The organism is Corynebacterium stationis, assembly GCF_001941345.1.
Classification (GTDB): domain Bacteria; phylum Actinomycetota; class Actinomycetes; order Mycobacteriales; family Mycobacteriaceae; genus Corynebacterium; species Corynebacterium stationis.
This window is the reverse complement of record NZ_CP009251.1, coordinates 1758991-1772764: the sequence shown is the minus strand read 5'-3', so window position 1 is coordinate 1772764 and position 13774 is coordinate 1758991. Positions and strand designations below refer to the sequence as shown.

The following is a 13774-nucleotide window of genomic DNA, read 5'->3' as shown; positions in this document are numbered from 1 at the left end:
GACAGCTCGCTCCTTATGATACGGCGGAATCAAGTAGGAACCATAAGCACCCATCGTTATGGTGGTGAACGCGCCGTTCGACCTGCTAAAACACCCTAGAATAGAGGGGTAGTGTGGTGTTAGTTCACCAACGCTGGGATCTGCGTGTGAGTGTGCTTGATCATCTGCTGTCCCAACTTCCGGTTGGCGATTGCCCCCAAGGCGGCGCCAATGCCAAAGGGAATTAATTTCGACACCCACATCCACCGCAAGCGCTTGCTCATATTTTTAATGAACATATTTAGCAAGCGGCCATTGAGACCGGAGAGAGACGGCGCAGAAAACCGAGTGAGCGCACTAGCCGTAGGAAGGCCCTTGCCTTTGCCTACGTCTTGGACCAAGGCATCGACAAGCGCTGAGCCCTGAGCACCATTTAATACCAGTAGCACGACTGCAAGGCGTTGTTCTTTAGTGCTGAGATCGATGCCTCGGTTATGTGCGGAAGCCAAAAAGTACCACGCGGCAGCTTCAACAAAGACTAAAGATTCAGCTCCAATGGCCGCAGCGCCCGTGAAGAAACCCACGCCCGGGATAGCCGAGGCCGCACCCGCACCAGCGCCAGTGCCCTGGACAAAACGCATGAAATGCTTGTCCAAAATCTTCTGGATTTCCTCAGGAGAAGAGTTCGGGTTTCGCTTGCGTACGGAATCGACGTATTTCGCAACCGTTGAAGATTGCACGTGAACAGCCTTTTGCAGCCCGGACATGAGCATGGACGCAAATTTGTCATCGTCGTCGAATAATTCTTGGGCCTCACGGCTTGGAGATTCTTCAACGAGTTCGCCTTCTAAGATTTCATCCTCGCCCAGACCGCCGAAGTTATCGCGGTCTTCGCGGGAGTTTTTCTTATTTAGAATTTGTGGAAGTTTCATCGCTAGATTCCTCTTCAATTTAATAGCGGTACATAATTACTGCGATAGCATGAGGATACAGGGCCAGCCAGGCACGCTGCAGGTACTCACACAGTGTTCAACCACAGTAACTAGCGGCGCAATTCCCGAAACAGGGTTATTGTTATGAATATGAGTTCTTATTCGCTCCCTAGTCGAATGCGTGGTCAGACGGCATGAGTAATGGTGATGAGGATTCAACCGGTGGCCAACTGCAATCACATGGAGATTATTCCTCGGACCAGGTTGAACGCGAGATGTCAGTGGCTGCAGCGAAAGCAGCAGCAGAAAGAGCGCGTCGACGTGCGCACGAAGCCATGGTGGCAGCAGCCGAGCAGTCACGTGGTGAAAAGCTCACCATCAAAACCACCACGGGCTGGGTCCATGGCCGCATGGAAGAGACCGAAGGCAAGCTAGTTCGCTCCTGGCGCGGGATTCCTTTCGGCGCTGATACTTCGGGGGATAATCGTTTCCGCGCGCCTCGGCCTGCGCCGGCGTGGGAGGGGATTCGGTATTGCAGCGAGTTTGGCCCGGTAGCGCCGCAGCCGACGTATTCCTGGCAGGACCGCATCGTGGGTAGCGAAGACTGTCTACATCTGGATGTTGTGCGCCCGGATACGGATGAAAAGTTGCCGGTGGTTGTTTATTTCCACGGCGGATCTTTTATCGTGGGCTCCTCTCACATGCTTATGCTGCGCGGGTTTCAGCTCACTGAGGCGATGAATGTTGTCTATGTGTCCATTAATTTCCGGCTCGGCGCTTTAGGTTATCTGGATTTGCGGTCGCTTTCCGATGACTGCGTGGCCAATCCCGCGGTCATGGACCAGCTTTTGGCCTTGCAGTGGGTACAGGAAAATATCTCCGCATTTGGTGGCGATCCTGATTGCGTCACCGCCATGGGCGAATCTGCCGGCGGTGCCGCAGTATTGACGTTGATGGCAAGTCCTGCCGCGAAAGGGCTTTTTCACCGTGCGATTGCGCAGTCTTCGCCGGTGGGCATGGTCCATTCGCGTACACAGTCGACGTTTTGGGCTCGCGAGTTAGTAAAGCGCATGGCTTTGCCGCGCGGCACGACGGTGGGTGCGCTGCGTGAGGCTGCTGGTGATGACATTGTTCGCGCAGGCCAGTCCATGATGTGGCGCAACGGCGAGCTATTGCACCTGAATTCTTCTTATGCGCCCACAGTCGATGGGGATTTGATTCCGGATCATCCGCTGGAGGTCTTTGCCCGCGGCCAGCAGCTTGATATTCCGTTGCTGATTGGCACCAACAGCGATGAAGCAAGCTTTTCGAAGTTCATGTTTCAGCGTGAGCATATTCGCCAACGCGCAGCCGTTCGCTTGCTGGCGTCTTTTGATGAAGAAAACGCCCGCGGAGTAGTCGATGCCTATGACGGGGCGACTAATCGTAATGACTTTGCAGAGCTGCTTGCCGATGCCCTCTTTTGGGCCCCATCGATTCGCATTGCACAGTCGCATGCCTTGAAGAATTCCACATGGATGTATCGCTTTTCTTATGCTTCGAAAGCCTTGCGCGCCTTGGGTCTGGGCGCGATGCATTCGATGGAGCTGTCTAATGTATTCGGCGATATGAACGCCTCTCGGGCATCGTTGCTGTTGCGCATGGGCAGTGCGGAGAAAATGGATGAGCTTACCGCGCTTATGCAGCGGCATTGGGCGAACTTTATCCACTTTGGGCGACCCGGTAATGATTGGCCGCAGTACACCACCTCGGCCTCGCAAGCGAAGTCGGAGAGCCCAGGGGTTGCTCCTGCGCACCGGGCAACGATGATGTTCGATGTCCCGCACCGCCTTGATTTTGACCCACGACGTGAGCGACGCAAGGCCTGGAATGACTACAACATGCTGGAATGGGGGTTGGGGCGTCCTGATATTTTGGCAGAAATTGAGTTCTTGCTCGAAGGGTTTAGGCCGTAGTGAACAGCGGGTTTCTTGTCATTGATTCCGCTTGTAGAGAACACGTCAAGAAACTGCTGGGATCGGCTGCCTAAGATTGTGGGATCGCGGTAGGCTTGTGCGGCAACGGCTTTTCTAGATAACCGTTGTCGCATGGCCCACGCTTTATTATCAACAAGGACGGAATGCCAGATATGAGCTTTTTCGAGAACATTGCAGCGGCCTTGGATGCCGAGGGTATTGAGTCTCGCGTCAATGATGACATTATGTTTGTGCCGATTACCGCGGACTTGGAGATTCAGTTCGTGGAAATTGATCAACTGCTTCCCGCAGCGAATGTCTACATTGCAGCAGCTGATGTCGACGAAGACGACGAAGACTTTGAAGCAGTACTAGTGTCGGTGGCTTTTTCCGTTGAAGATGCAGTAGAAGCGGTGGCTCGCCACATCGCAACCGACCAGGTGGTCACCGTCTTGCGCGATTTGCTGGAAGGCACTGATGAGCGCATCGCAGAGTTGGAGTTTGTGCAAGATGAATTCAACCCGAACCTGGTCGTAGCAGAAGTAGCGAATGATTCAGAGCTGCGCGTGCTCGTTGAAACAGTCGATGGTGTGCCGTCGGCTATCGTGCGCTTTTTGTCTTTTGCCTACACTGAAGATGAATTTGATGATGCCGAAGATTCTTCGCAGATCGATGACTACGATGATGCAACCATCCAAGAACTGTGGGATGTGGATACAGAAGAAGGCGTCGATTCTGAGGAGCCATTGAGCGACGATGAATACCAGCTGCTGTTGCAGTCTTCGCTTTTCGACGGAGCAGAACCGGTCATTGAGATTCCCGCAGAAACCCTCGAGCTGGGAACCTACATCGACTTCGACCGTCTTTTCGACGTTCTTGGCCTAGTCTCTGAACAAGCTATGGATTGGGAGTCACAGTTAGTGCCTTTCGATTCTGATGAGTTTGATGAGCCAGATGTCTATGACATCTACGGTGAAGACACTTTGGATGAAGAACTCGAAAGTGAGCTTGAAGGATACGAAGACGGCTTTGACGATGAAGATGACGAGGATGACGACCTCGAAATCCACGAACTATCGGGCTCGCGTACAGGTGCTGATTCTGAAGACTCAGATGATGCTGAACGCGATAACTAGCAACTAGTTATTTGCGGCCAGCTTTAGACGCTGCCTTAGAGGCCCGCGGTGCATAGTCGGTGAAAGCCAATTGTGCACCGCGGGCTTTGTGCTGCGTGGCTTTACCTAAGCCGCTTGGTTGAGGCCGGCGAACATTGAACTCGGGGAGCGCAGCGGCTGGTAATCTCGGTCCACCATCCATACAAAAGTTGTGGCTTGTCCAGAAGCGATCTCATGCACCGCAGTAGCGGTATGTGGTGGGATAAGGGCACGCACCCAGCCTTCGGCAATTTCAGGCCGCACTTCAAGTCCTGCCGGATCAGTGATGCGAAGGCGAATGAGATAGGCGGGCTTCCGGCGTTCGCCGTACCCGTGAATGCGTGAAATCGCGCGTGGGCCTACTCGGAAGCGAGAGATGCTTGCGGTCAAGTCCCCGTGGTCGATTACTCCTGGAAGTTGTTTTATCGGCGGGCGCCAATTGGCTATATCTCGGTTGAGGGAGCGCGGATGGCGCATGATGGAATTTAGGGCATCGACAGTATCTGAGTGAGCAAACAGTACTTCATTAGCTACCGTGGCAGCATCGACAAGCGGGGCGCGCTTGGCCTGCGCCGCTCTACGTGCCTGCGAAATGGAGCGTGGGTTCATGGACGTGGGAATGTTTTTGTGCTTTTTCATGTTTAACACTCTAGGACCACCTTCGGACATCCGTTCTAAAGTTTCGAAAACTATTAGAACATAAATTCGATAACTTTGGGGTCTTGATGTGAAAAGACTTTGTTGAGGATTAGGGCTAGAGTTAACCGAGCTATGAAAAATATTGAATCTACCTCCCCGGATGCGGATCTCGACGCGAGCAAAGTACAGCCGAAAGTTCCACGGGAAATTTGGGTCTTAGTCGTTGCTGCGTTTATTATCGCCTTGGGCTATGGGTTGATTGCCCCGCTGCTGCCGCAATTCATTGTCTCTTTCGATGTGTCAATGGCAGCCGCGGGCCTCGTAGTTTCAATCTTTTCAGTTACCCGGCTGATTATGGCGCCGGGCGCGGGCGTACTGGTGGACAAGCTAGGAACCCGCGCGGTGTATATCACCGGCTTGCTTATAGTTGCTGGGACCACCGGTTTGGTTGCAGGTGCTACGGAGTATTGGCACATTATTGTCCTGCGCGCGCTGGCCGGAATTGGCTCGACCATGTTTACGGTCTCGGCCATGGGGCTAATTGTAAAGATGGCGCCGCCGACGATTCGCGGTAAATGCTCGGCGATTTATGGCACCTCATTTCTGATCGGTAATATCATCGGCCCGATCATGGGCGCGGCCCTGTCCTTTTTGGGATTCCGGTGGCCATTTTTCATCTACGGCGTTGGCGTAGCGCTGGCGGCATTAGTGGTGTGGATTTTGATGCCAAAGGTGGATCATGCTGAGGAGACGTCCACGGCAAAACCGCCGATGAAGTTGAAAGAAGCGTGGGGCGATACGGCATTCCGTGCAGCGCTGACCTCGAATTTTGCGCATGGTTGGGCAAATATGGGCGTGCGGGTTTCGGTCGTGCCGCTATTTGCCGCAGCGATGTTTCATAATGGCTCGGCGGTGGCCGGCTTCGCTTTGGCAGCTTATGCCTTGGGTACTGCAATTGTGTTGCAGGTATCTGGGCGGATGGCAGATAGCATCGGTAGGCGACCACTGATTATTGCAGGTCTTACGGGCACGGCGATCTTCGTCGGGGTCTTCGGCTTTGCAGGCTCAGCGCCGGTGCTGATTGTACTGTCTGCTTTGGCAGGAGCTGCTGGCGGATTTACCAACCCAGCACAGCAAGCCGTGATTGCAGATGTTATTGGCAATGAACGCTCTGGCGGGCAGGTGCTGTCATCGTTTCAGATGGCAATGGATCTGGGCTCTATTGGCGGGCCAATTATCGTGGGTCTGTTGGCGGACATCTTCGGCTTCAAGATTGCATTCGCGGTGTGTGGCGTACTGTCGCTCATTGGTGTTGTGGCCTGGATTTTTGCACGTGAGACTTTAGAAAACCCCAAGCCCAAAATTCGACGCTTGCCCAAGGTCTAAAGCTTTATCCTCGGGGGGCAATGGGGGTGTTTTGCGTCGCCGAGGTGGTGACTTTGTGGCACACGGCACTTAATATGTATCTCAACTCGCGTCAGGCTGTCGCGCGGGCATGTATTTAACTCGTCGCACTATTTATCGTATTGCCACATAGAAATGCATGCCTTTATGCGCATGCCCTGTGGCAATGGGTAAAGATCAAAGCCCATAGTCAGGAGTTCGTTATGACGACGCCCGAAGCAACGGTGAATTCCAATCACAGCAATTCACCGGATGATAAAGACCCCGCCATTCCACAAGTCAAAGGAAAATGGCGCCTTGTTGTCTACAGCGCAATTGGCGCCTTCGTATTCTTCTTTCCCATGCAGTACCAGGGAAAGAGCTCAATTCCCCTGGACCACATGGTCACCATCGTTCGGGAAACAATCCCCAGCATTGTTCCGTGGTTGATTCTGGCCCTGGCCGCATTCGGAACGTATCGCGGCATTGCCACAAAATCCTGGGATCGCGGCTGGGTGCACGGCGTGTTCGCAGTGCTCAACTTCGTGGGCCTGCTGGTCTCATTCCTACATGTCATTGGCCAATTGCCATGGGTGCTTGGTGATGAAGACCTGGTTCCATTTTTGTGGAATGCCATTGCAATCCCCGTGGGATTGATTGTGCCCATTGGCGGTGCCTTCTTGGGCCTGCTCATTGGCTACGGCCTTTTGGAATTTGTTGGTGTGTTCATGCAGCCGGTCATGCGCCCGCTGTTTAAAACCCCAGGCCGCAGTGCCATTGATGCGGTGGCATCATTTGTTGGTTCCTACTCCCTGGGCATTTTGATCACGGACCGCGTCTACCAGCAAGGCGGCTACACAGGACGTGAAGCAGCGATTGTTGCGACCGGGTTTTCTACCGTTTCTGCAGCGTTTATGGTGATTGTGGCCAAGTCTTTGGACTTGATGCACATGTGGACCACGTTCTTCTTCGCCACCTTGATCATCACCTTTATAGTCACAGCAATTACCGTGCATATCCCGCCGCTGCGAACCATCCCGGATGAGTACTTTGAAGGCTCCACGCCGTCGCCAGAACAAAAGGTAACGGGCAACCGATTCAAGGCAGCCGTGCGTGAAGGATTGCTGACTTTGGATGCCGCACCAAGCTTGGGCAAATCCATTTGGATCAATTTCCGCGACGGGCTGCGTCTGTCGGGCGCGATTGTGCCATCGATCATGTCCGTTGGCTTGATTGGCCTGCTGCTGCAGCGTTTTACCCCGATCTTCGAGTGGATTGGCTACCTTTTCTACCCATTCGCATGGCTGGTGCGCCTGCCTGAACCACAGCTGGCCAGTGAAGCAGCAGCGCTGGGTATTGCTGAGATGTTCTTGCCGGCCACCGCAGTTGCCGGCAGCGATGACCTAGTGCTGAAGTTTGTTATCGGCGTGGTGTCAGTCTCCGCAATTATCTTCTTCTCCGCGCTGGTGCCATGCATCATGGCAACCCGGATTCCAGTTTCTATCCCGAAGATGCTGGTTATCTGGTTTGAGCGTGTGGCGCTGACCATTGTCATCGCCACACCAGTTGCTTACCTTCTGCTGTGAGCTATTCCCTGAGTGATTTTTTAAGTTGCTGACGTCGAAAGAACGTGAGCGACCGCAATATCGTTGATCAACCGCGCACCCAATTTGGCTGTGCGGTTGTCTTGATCAAAGCGGGGACTAATCTCCACGACATCTACCAATGCCAGTTTTCCGGTAGCAGCGATAGCTACGGCAATAGCGCGGATACGGTCAAAGCTCACACCCAAAGCTGCAGGAGCAGAAACCCCCGGTGCTTGGTCAGCGGGCAAAACATCCATGTCGATGGAAAGGTGCACGCGCTCGTGCGGGGAGTTTTGAACCAGCACGCGCGCTAACTGCGCAGCCTCTTTCACACTCATCTCCGCAAGGTCTTCATCCAACGTGATATGAACGCCAAGCTCATTTGCAGTTTCAAAAAGCGTGGCGGTGTTATTCGGCTGGGAGATGCCCAAAACGCTGTAATCAAAATCCTTTTTACCTACAAGCTGGGATATCTGTAAAAAGGGCGTGCCGGAAGTTGGGCGGTCCTCCGAGCGTAAGTCGAAGTGCGCGTCTAGATTAATAATCTGCGCTGGGCCTAAGGAGCGAAACAGTCCGCGGTGGGAGCCAAAAGCAGTTTCATGCCCGCCGCCTAAAATGACGGTTAAATGTCCGGCATCGATAAGCGTGGCTACTCGCGAAGAAAGCTCCTCATGGGCTCCCTCCAGGTCGGTTTCTTGGGTGGTGATGGTGCCGGCATCGAAAAGCGCAAGCTCATCGTGTACTGCTAAACCGCCCAGTGCTTCGCGTAAAGCTGCTGGTCCTGCCGCAGCACCTTGCCGCCCGCCGTTGCGCTCAACGCCTTCATCGGAAGCAAAGCCCAACAAGGCAACACCCGCGGGCGAATCTTGTGCAATGGGTTCAATGACGCTGTGCCACCGGGCATGTTCCGGTCCTGGGCCGTCGTTGCGGCCAGACCAATCGGGGGCAGGGGAGTACAAGGGCGCGGTCTCAGTGTTCATGTACCCGATAATAAAGAAGAAAATTGTCCGATTCGTGTTCTATGGTGAATTAGTGAGCAAAATTCAGGTTCCCGCGGCGCGTAATACTTTGCGCATTTTGTCTTTGCTGTCGAGCATTGATGTGCCAATTTCTGCTGCGCGTATCCGCACGGAACTGGATTTGCCGCGTTCAACTACCTACCATTTGCTGGCTGAGCTGGAGACTTCCGGCTTTGTGGTGCACCTTCCAGAAAATCAAACCTATGGTTTGGGCCTGGCGGCTTATTCGATGGCCTCGGCCTATACAACGCAGCAACCTTTGGTGCGTATGGCACAAAAGCCTCTGTTGGAAGCAGCTTCGCTTGTCGATGGCTCCGGGCACCTCGCGCGTTTATCCGGCTCAGAGATTTTATATTTGAGCGAAGTTCGTTCTGAGCATGCCGTGAGTTTGATTACGGAAGTCGGTGTGCGCTTATCGGCGGCGCGTACGGCCTCGGGGCGGATTATGCTGGCGCATCTACCGCAGGCAGAAGCCAAAGCGGCGCTGAGTACAAGTGGGCTGCACAAATCGTGGCGGGAGATTAAAGAGCGCCTGGAGCTTTTTCAGCGCCGTGGATGGGCTGAGGAAATCGAAGAAGTCTCACGCGGACAGCGTTCAATTGCCGTGGCGATTGTGGATCATTTGCAGCGCCCTGCAGCCTCATTGGCGGTGACCTATCGCGTTGATGTGGCAGAAAATGAGCAAGCAGTCGATGCTGCAATCGCTGTGTTGATCAAAGCGGCCAAGTCTATTTCGCAGCGTATGTACGGCACAGACACGAAAGCGCAGTAGGGCAGCGGGTATGGCTTTAGGAAAACTGGGTGGACAAGCACGCGTTAGTGACCGCGCTTTTGATGCGCTATATACGGCGATTATTCACGGCGACTTAGAAGCTGGAAGCCGATTGCAGGTGCATGATCTCGCGGAGTCTTTAGGCACATCGATGATGCCCGTGCGCGAGGCCTTAAACCGACTAGAGGAATTTGGCCTGGTCGAGGCCTTGCCGTATCGCGGTGCGGTCGTGAAGGCTTTTCCCAGGGCGAGTTGCTGGAGATTTACTCAGTTCGCACGCTATTGGAGTCGCAAGCTGTAAAGCTAGGCATCGGGCAGTGCGATGGCGTGTGCGTTAAAGAGCTGGAAGAAAAGCTTCAGCAGATTCAACAGGCCCTGGATGCGCAAGACCCAGCGGGTTTTCTGGATGCCGAAGAGGCTATGTTGACCTGCGTATTTGAACGCGCCGGTAATCAAACCTTGATGAGTTTCATCCGCACCTTGTGGGCGCGCTCGCGCTACTACAAGATGGTCGGTGTTAAGGATGTCTTTGAAACCGGCAATGTCGCATTGCTTTACGATGAAGCCGCGCAATTTGTCGCCGGCGCTACCACCCAAGATGAGAACATGGCCTTGGATGCGCTGCTCACTGCTCTCAAGCGTGCCGAGGATGGCATCCGTGCCGAACTCGGATAGGCGGGATGAGCTAAACGCTCATCCCAGAAACGAGGCTCGTATCTCAGACAACCGGGAGATTGGTGGTGTGTCTCACGGCAGGTTAGTTCTGTAGGTTTAATCTCAAAACCAGAGGTTTTATCCAAAGAACTAAAAAGGAGCTTGCATGTCGCGTCATCATCAAGACACGGTCACCGTGGGAGTCGGTGCGCTTTCGATTGAAGAAGTTGTTGCTGTTGCCAGGTTTGGTGCGCAGGTAGAAATCTCTGCTGAAGCGCTGGCGGAGATTTCTGCTACGCGGGAGCGAATCGAAGACCTGGCGAAAGACCCGACTCCGGTCTATGGCATCTCCACTGGATTCGGGGCACTGGCCAGGCGGCATATTCCTGAAGAAATGCGTGCGCAACTGCAGTTATCCCTGGTGCGCTCACACGCGGCGGGCTCGGGACCAGAGGTAGAAACCGAAGTCATTCGTGCGCTAATGCTCCTGCGCTTGTCCACCCTGTGTACCGGGCGTACCGGGGTGCGTCCGATGGTTGCGCAAACCTATGCCGCAGCACTCAACGCAAAGATCCATCCGGTAGTCCACGAATACGGTTCCTTGGGCTGTTCTGGTGATTTGGCACCACTCGCGCACTGCGCGCTCGCATTGCTCGGGGAGGGACCAGTTCGCGTGGATGGCGGTGATATTCAAGATGCTGGTGATGCATTATCAGCAGCCGGAATTGAGTCGCTAGTGCTGCGCGAGAAGGAAGGACTTGCGCTTATCAACGGCACCGATGGCATGTTGGGCATGTTGTGTCTGGCGATTACTGATCTTCGTGAAGCGGCCAAGGTTGCCGATATCGCTACCGCCATGACCGTCGAAGGGCTTTTGGGAACCCTTGCGGTATTTGCCGATGACTTACAGCAGCTGCGCCCGCACCCAGGGCAGGCGGCATCGGCAGCCAATATTCGCGCCATCGCTGAGGGCTCCAAGATTTTGGAGGCTGCTTTTGAAGATTTCAAAAAGACCCAAGTCCAAGACGCCTATTCCGTACGCTGTGCACCGCAGGTCGCCGGCGGTTTCCGTGACACGATCGAGCACACCGCGCTGGTTGCGCAGCGTGAATTAGCATCCGCAGTGGACAATCCAGTGGTCGCTCTGGACGGCCGAGTCACTTCTAATGGCAATTTCCACGGTGCGCCCGTGGCTTATGCGTTAGATTTTTTGGCCGTTGTCGCAGCTGATTTGGCATCGATTTCCGAGCGCCGTTCTGACCGCTTCTTGGATCTTGCGCGCAACCGTGGACTCAACGCTTTTCTTGCCGATGACCCCGGTGTGGACTCGGGCCACATGATCGCCCAATACACCCAAGCTGGCATTGTCTCTGAGCTCAAGCGCTTGGCCACACCGGCTTCTGTCGATTCCATTCCATCGTCGGCGATGCAAGAAGACCACGTATCCATGGGCTGGGCTGCTGGGCGCAAGCTGCGTAAATCTGTCGATGGTCTGCAGCGCGTGCTGGCAATTGAGGTCCTTACTGCTGCGCGCGCCATTGATCAGCGCACCGAAGGTGATACCGAGCAGGCTGCAGCGGGAACCGCCGCGGCAATTAATGCGCTGCGCAAAGTCACTCCTGGTCCTGGCCCAGACCGCTTCTTAGCCCCAGAGATTGAAGAAGCTGTCCAGCTAGTTCAGTCTGGTGTGTTGATTGAAGAGGTTGAGGGGAGCATCGGAAAGCTGCTTTAAAAACCTTAACTTTTTACCGCTCTTAGCTTTGATACCACCTAGCTCAGAGCGGCTTTTTCATGCTTTCCAATGTGAAGTCTGGTATTTCAGACACCTAGCCTCTCTGTGGCCTGTTGCACATGCCTGTTTCCTTTTAAGTTAATTAATAAGCGCATAACGGCTAAGGGGACAGCCCCGGAAAACCGACCTTGTTGGACTTTCGGCCCTTTCACGTTAGTTCGCAACCTTGTTCTTGAAATGTCTTCGAAAGGAACCACAGTGTCTCAACCACGCGAAGTCCGCGCCCCACGCGGCACCGAACTCAACGCCAAGAGCTGGCAGACCGAAGCGCCTTTGCGCATGCTGATGAATAACCTGGACCCTGAGGTAGCTGAGCGCCCTGAGGACCTGGTGGTCTACGGCGGCACCGGCAAAGCAGCCCGCAACTGGGAAGCTTTCGACGCGATTGTGGAAACCCTCAAAGACCTCGAATCCGACGAGACCTTGCTGGTGCAATCCGGCAAGCCAGTCGGTGTATGGAAGACCAATGAGTGGGCACCGCGCGTGCTGCTGGCCAACTCCAATCTGGTCGGCGACTGGGCGAACTGGGAGCACTTCCGCAAACTCGAAGACGAAGGCCTGATGATGTACGGCCAGATGACCGCTGGTTCCTGGATTTACATCGCGACCCAAGGCATTTTGCAAGGAACCTATGAAACCTTCGGTGCGATTGCGCGTAAGCGTTTTAACAACACCTTGGCCGGCACGCTGACCTTGACCGGTGGCTGCGGCGGCATGGGTGGTGCCCAGCCTTTGGCAGTCACCTTAAACGGCGGTGCAGTTTTGATTGTGGACGTGGATGAAACCCGCCTCAAGCGCCGTCAGTCCAAGCGCTACTTGGATGAAGTAACCACCGATATCGACGAAGCGTTGAAGCTCGCGCTGCAGGCGAAGGAAGAAAAGCGCGCCCTTTCAGTCGGCCTTGTCGGCAATGCCGCTGAAGTATTCCCAGAGATTCTCCGCCGCCATAAGGCAGGGGAATTTACCGTCGATATTGTCACCGACCAGACCTCCGCGCACGATCCGTTGAGCTACCTGCCTACCGAAATCAGCGTCGAAGACTGGCACGCTGAGGCCAAGGCAGACCCGGAAACCTTCACCAAGAAGGCTCGCGAATCCATGGCGGCGCAGGTCCAGGCCATGATGGAATTCCAAGACACCGGCGCAGAAGTCTTCGACTACGGCAACTCCATCCGCGATGAAGCCCGTCACGCAGGCTATACTCGCGCATTCGAATTCCCGGGCTTTGTCCCTGCCTACATTCGCCCGCTATTCTGCGAGGGTCTCGGCCCATTCCGCTGGGCTGCACTTTCTGGCGACCCAGAAGACATCAAGGTCACCGATGCCGCGCTCAAGGAACTCTTCCCCGACAATGAGCATCTGCACAAGTGGCTCAACGCCGCTGAAGAATACGTGGAATTCGAAGGTCTGCCAGCACGTATCTGCTGGCTCGGCTATGACGAGCGCCACAAGGCTGGCCTGCTCTTTAATGATCTGGTGCGCGAAGGCAAGATTTCCGCACCGATCGTCATTGGCCGCGACCACCTCGACTCCGGCTCCGTGGCATCTCCATACCGTGAGACCGAAGCGATGCTCGATGGCACCGACGCGGTTGCCGACTGGCCACTGCTCAACGCCATGACCGCAGTTTCTTCCGGCGCAACCTGGGTATCCATCCACCACGGCGGTGGCGTAGGCATGGGTCGCTCCATCCACGCTGGCCAGGTATCTGTTGCCGATGGCACCGACTTGGCCGCGGCGAAGCTGCGCGCTGTGCTGACCAACGACCCTGGCATGGGTGTTATCCGCCATGTCGATGCCGGCTACAACCGCGCTAAGGAAGTCGCCGATGAGCGTGGCGTGCGCATCCCGATGGAATTTCACTCACGAGAAGACTAAATCTCGCGAAAGAAAAAACGGGAGACATAAA

The 13774-nt window shown here is 54.8% G+C and carries 12 protein-coding genes; 9 read left to right on the top strand and 3 right to left on the bottom strand.

What is annotated here, in order from left to right:
- Positions 1-119 precede the first annotated feature (119 nt).
- Positions 120-911, bottom strand: coding sequence for a hypothetical protein (locus CSTAT_RS08180; protein ID WP_083640777.1), 792 nt, complete (start codon positions 909-911; stop codon positions 120-122).
- A gap of 194 nt (positions 912-1105) precedes the next feature.
- On the opposite strand from CSTAT_RS08180, the gene CSTAT_RS08175 reads away from it, so the two are divergent.
- Positions 1106-2866, top strand: coding sequence for a carboxylesterase/lipase family protein (locus tag CSTAT_RS08175; RefSeq protein ID WP_083640776.1), 1761 nt, complete (start codon positions 1106-1108; stop codon positions 2864-2866).
- Between the two features lie 173 nt (positions 2867-3039).
- Positions 3040-4002 carry a DNA primase gene (locus tag CSTAT_RS08170; protein WP_075723865.1) on the top strand — a complete coding sequence of 321 codons (963 nt, stop codon included), beginning with the start codon at positions 3040-3042 and terminating at the stop codon, positions 4000-4002.
- A gap of 105 nt (positions 4003-4107) precedes the next feature.
- On the opposite strand, the gene CSTAT_RS08165 is transcribed toward CSTAT_RS08170, so the two are convergent.
- Entirely contained in the window at positions 4108-4659 is a 552-nt protein-coding gene (locus tag CSTAT_RS08165; RefSeq protein ID WP_083640775.1) for a hypothetical protein, read from the bottom strand.
- 132 nt (positions 4660-4791) lie between these two features.
- On the opposite strand from CSTAT_RS08165, the gene CSTAT_RS08160 reads away from it, so the two are divergent.
- Positions 4792-6045, top strand: a complete 1254-nt coding sequence (locus tag CSTAT_RS08160; protein WP_075723060.1) for an MFS transporter — start codon at positions 4792-4794, stop codon at positions 6043-6045.
- A 221-nt stretch (positions 6046-6266) separates the two neighbouring features.
- Entirely contained in the window at positions 6267-7628 is a 1362-nt protein-coding gene (locus CSTAT_RS08155; protein WP_075723059.1) for a YjiH family protein, read from the top strand.
- 20 nt (positions 7629-7648) lie between these two features.
- Here CSTAT_RS08155 and hutG read toward each other — a convergent pair whose 3' ends face one another.
- A complete protein-coding gene (hutG, locus tag CSTAT_RS08150) occupies positions 7649-8608 on the bottom strand; it encodes a formimidoylglutamase (RefSeq protein ID WP_075723058.1) in 960 nt (319 codons plus the stop codon).
- Positions 8609-8660: 52 nt separating this feature from the next.
- Here hutG and CSTAT_RS08145 point away from each other — a divergent pair, with 52 nt between their 5' ends.
- From CSTAT_RS08145 to hutU, 5 genes are all read left to right on the top strand, one after another.
- Positions 8661-9419 (top strand): IclR family transcriptional regulator, encoded by a 759-nt coding sequence (locus CSTAT_RS08145; RefSeq protein ID WP_066797698.1) that lies wholly within the window; start codon positions 8661-8663, stop codon positions 9417-9419.
- A gap of 10 nt (positions 9420-9429) precedes the next feature.
- On the top strand, positions 9430-9720 hold the full coding sequence (locus tag CSTAT_RS13825; RefSeq protein WP_244892810.1) for a GntR family transcriptional regulator: 291 nt from the start codon (positions 9430-9432) through the stop codon (positions 9718-9720).
- Complete coding sequence (locus tag CSTAT_RS13820) at positions 9702-10094, top strand: FCD domain-containing protein (protein WP_244892809.1); 393 nt, start codon at positions 9702-9704, stop codon at positions 10092-10094. Before CSTAT_RS13825 ends, CSTAT_RS13820 begins: the two co-directional genes overlap by 19 nt.
- Before the next feature lie 145 nt (positions 10095-10239).
- The gene (hutH, locus tag CSTAT_RS08135; protein WP_075723057.1) at positions 10240-11805 is read left to right on the top strand and encodes a histidine ammonia-lyase; all 1566 of its coding nucleotides are present in this window, start codon (positions 10240-10242) and stop codon (positions 11803-11805) included.
- Positions 11806-12063: 258 nt separating this feature from the next.
- Entirely contained in the window at positions 12064-13743 is a 1680-nt protein-coding gene (hutU, locus tag CSTAT_RS08130) for a urocanate hydratase (protein WP_075723056.1), read from the top strand.
- Positions 13744-13774: the final 31 nt, after the last annotated feature.

Coding starts and splice junctions, on each gene's coding strand:
- hutH (WP_075723057.1), top strand. CDS start 10,240: ATGTCGCGTCATCATCAAGACACGGTCACCGTGGGAGTCGGTGCGCTT.
- CSTAT_RS08155 (WP_075723059.1), top strand. CDS start 6,267: ATGACGACGCCCGAAGCAACGGTGAATTCCAATCACAGCAATTCACCG.
- CSTAT_RS13825 (WP_244892810.1), top strand. CDS start 9,430: ATGGCTTTAGGAAAACTGGGTGGACAAGCACGCGTTAGTGACCGCGCT.
- CSTAT_RS08165 (WP_083640775.1), bottom strand. CDS start 4,659: ATGAAAAAGCACAAAAACATTCCCACGTCCATGAACCCACGCTCCATT.
- hutG (WP_075723058.1), bottom strand. CDS start 8,608: ATGAACACTGAGACCGCGCCCTTGTACTCCCCTGCCCCCGATTGGTCT.
- CSTAT_RS08175 (WP_083640776.1), top strand. CDS start 1,106: ATGAGTAATGGTGATGAGGATTCAACCGGTGGCCAACTGCAATCACAT.
- CSTAT_RS08180 (WP_083640777.1), bottom strand. CDS start 911: ATGAAACTTCCACAAATTCTAAATAAGAAAAACTCCCGCGAAGACCGC.
- CSTAT_RS08170 (WP_075723865.1), top strand. CDS start 3,040: ATGAGCTTTTTCGAGAACATTGCAGCGGCCTTGGATGCCGAGGGTATT.
- CSTAT_RS08160 (WP_075723060.1), top strand. CDS start 4,792: ATGAAAAATATTGAATCTACCTCCCCGGATGCGGATCTCGACGCGAGC.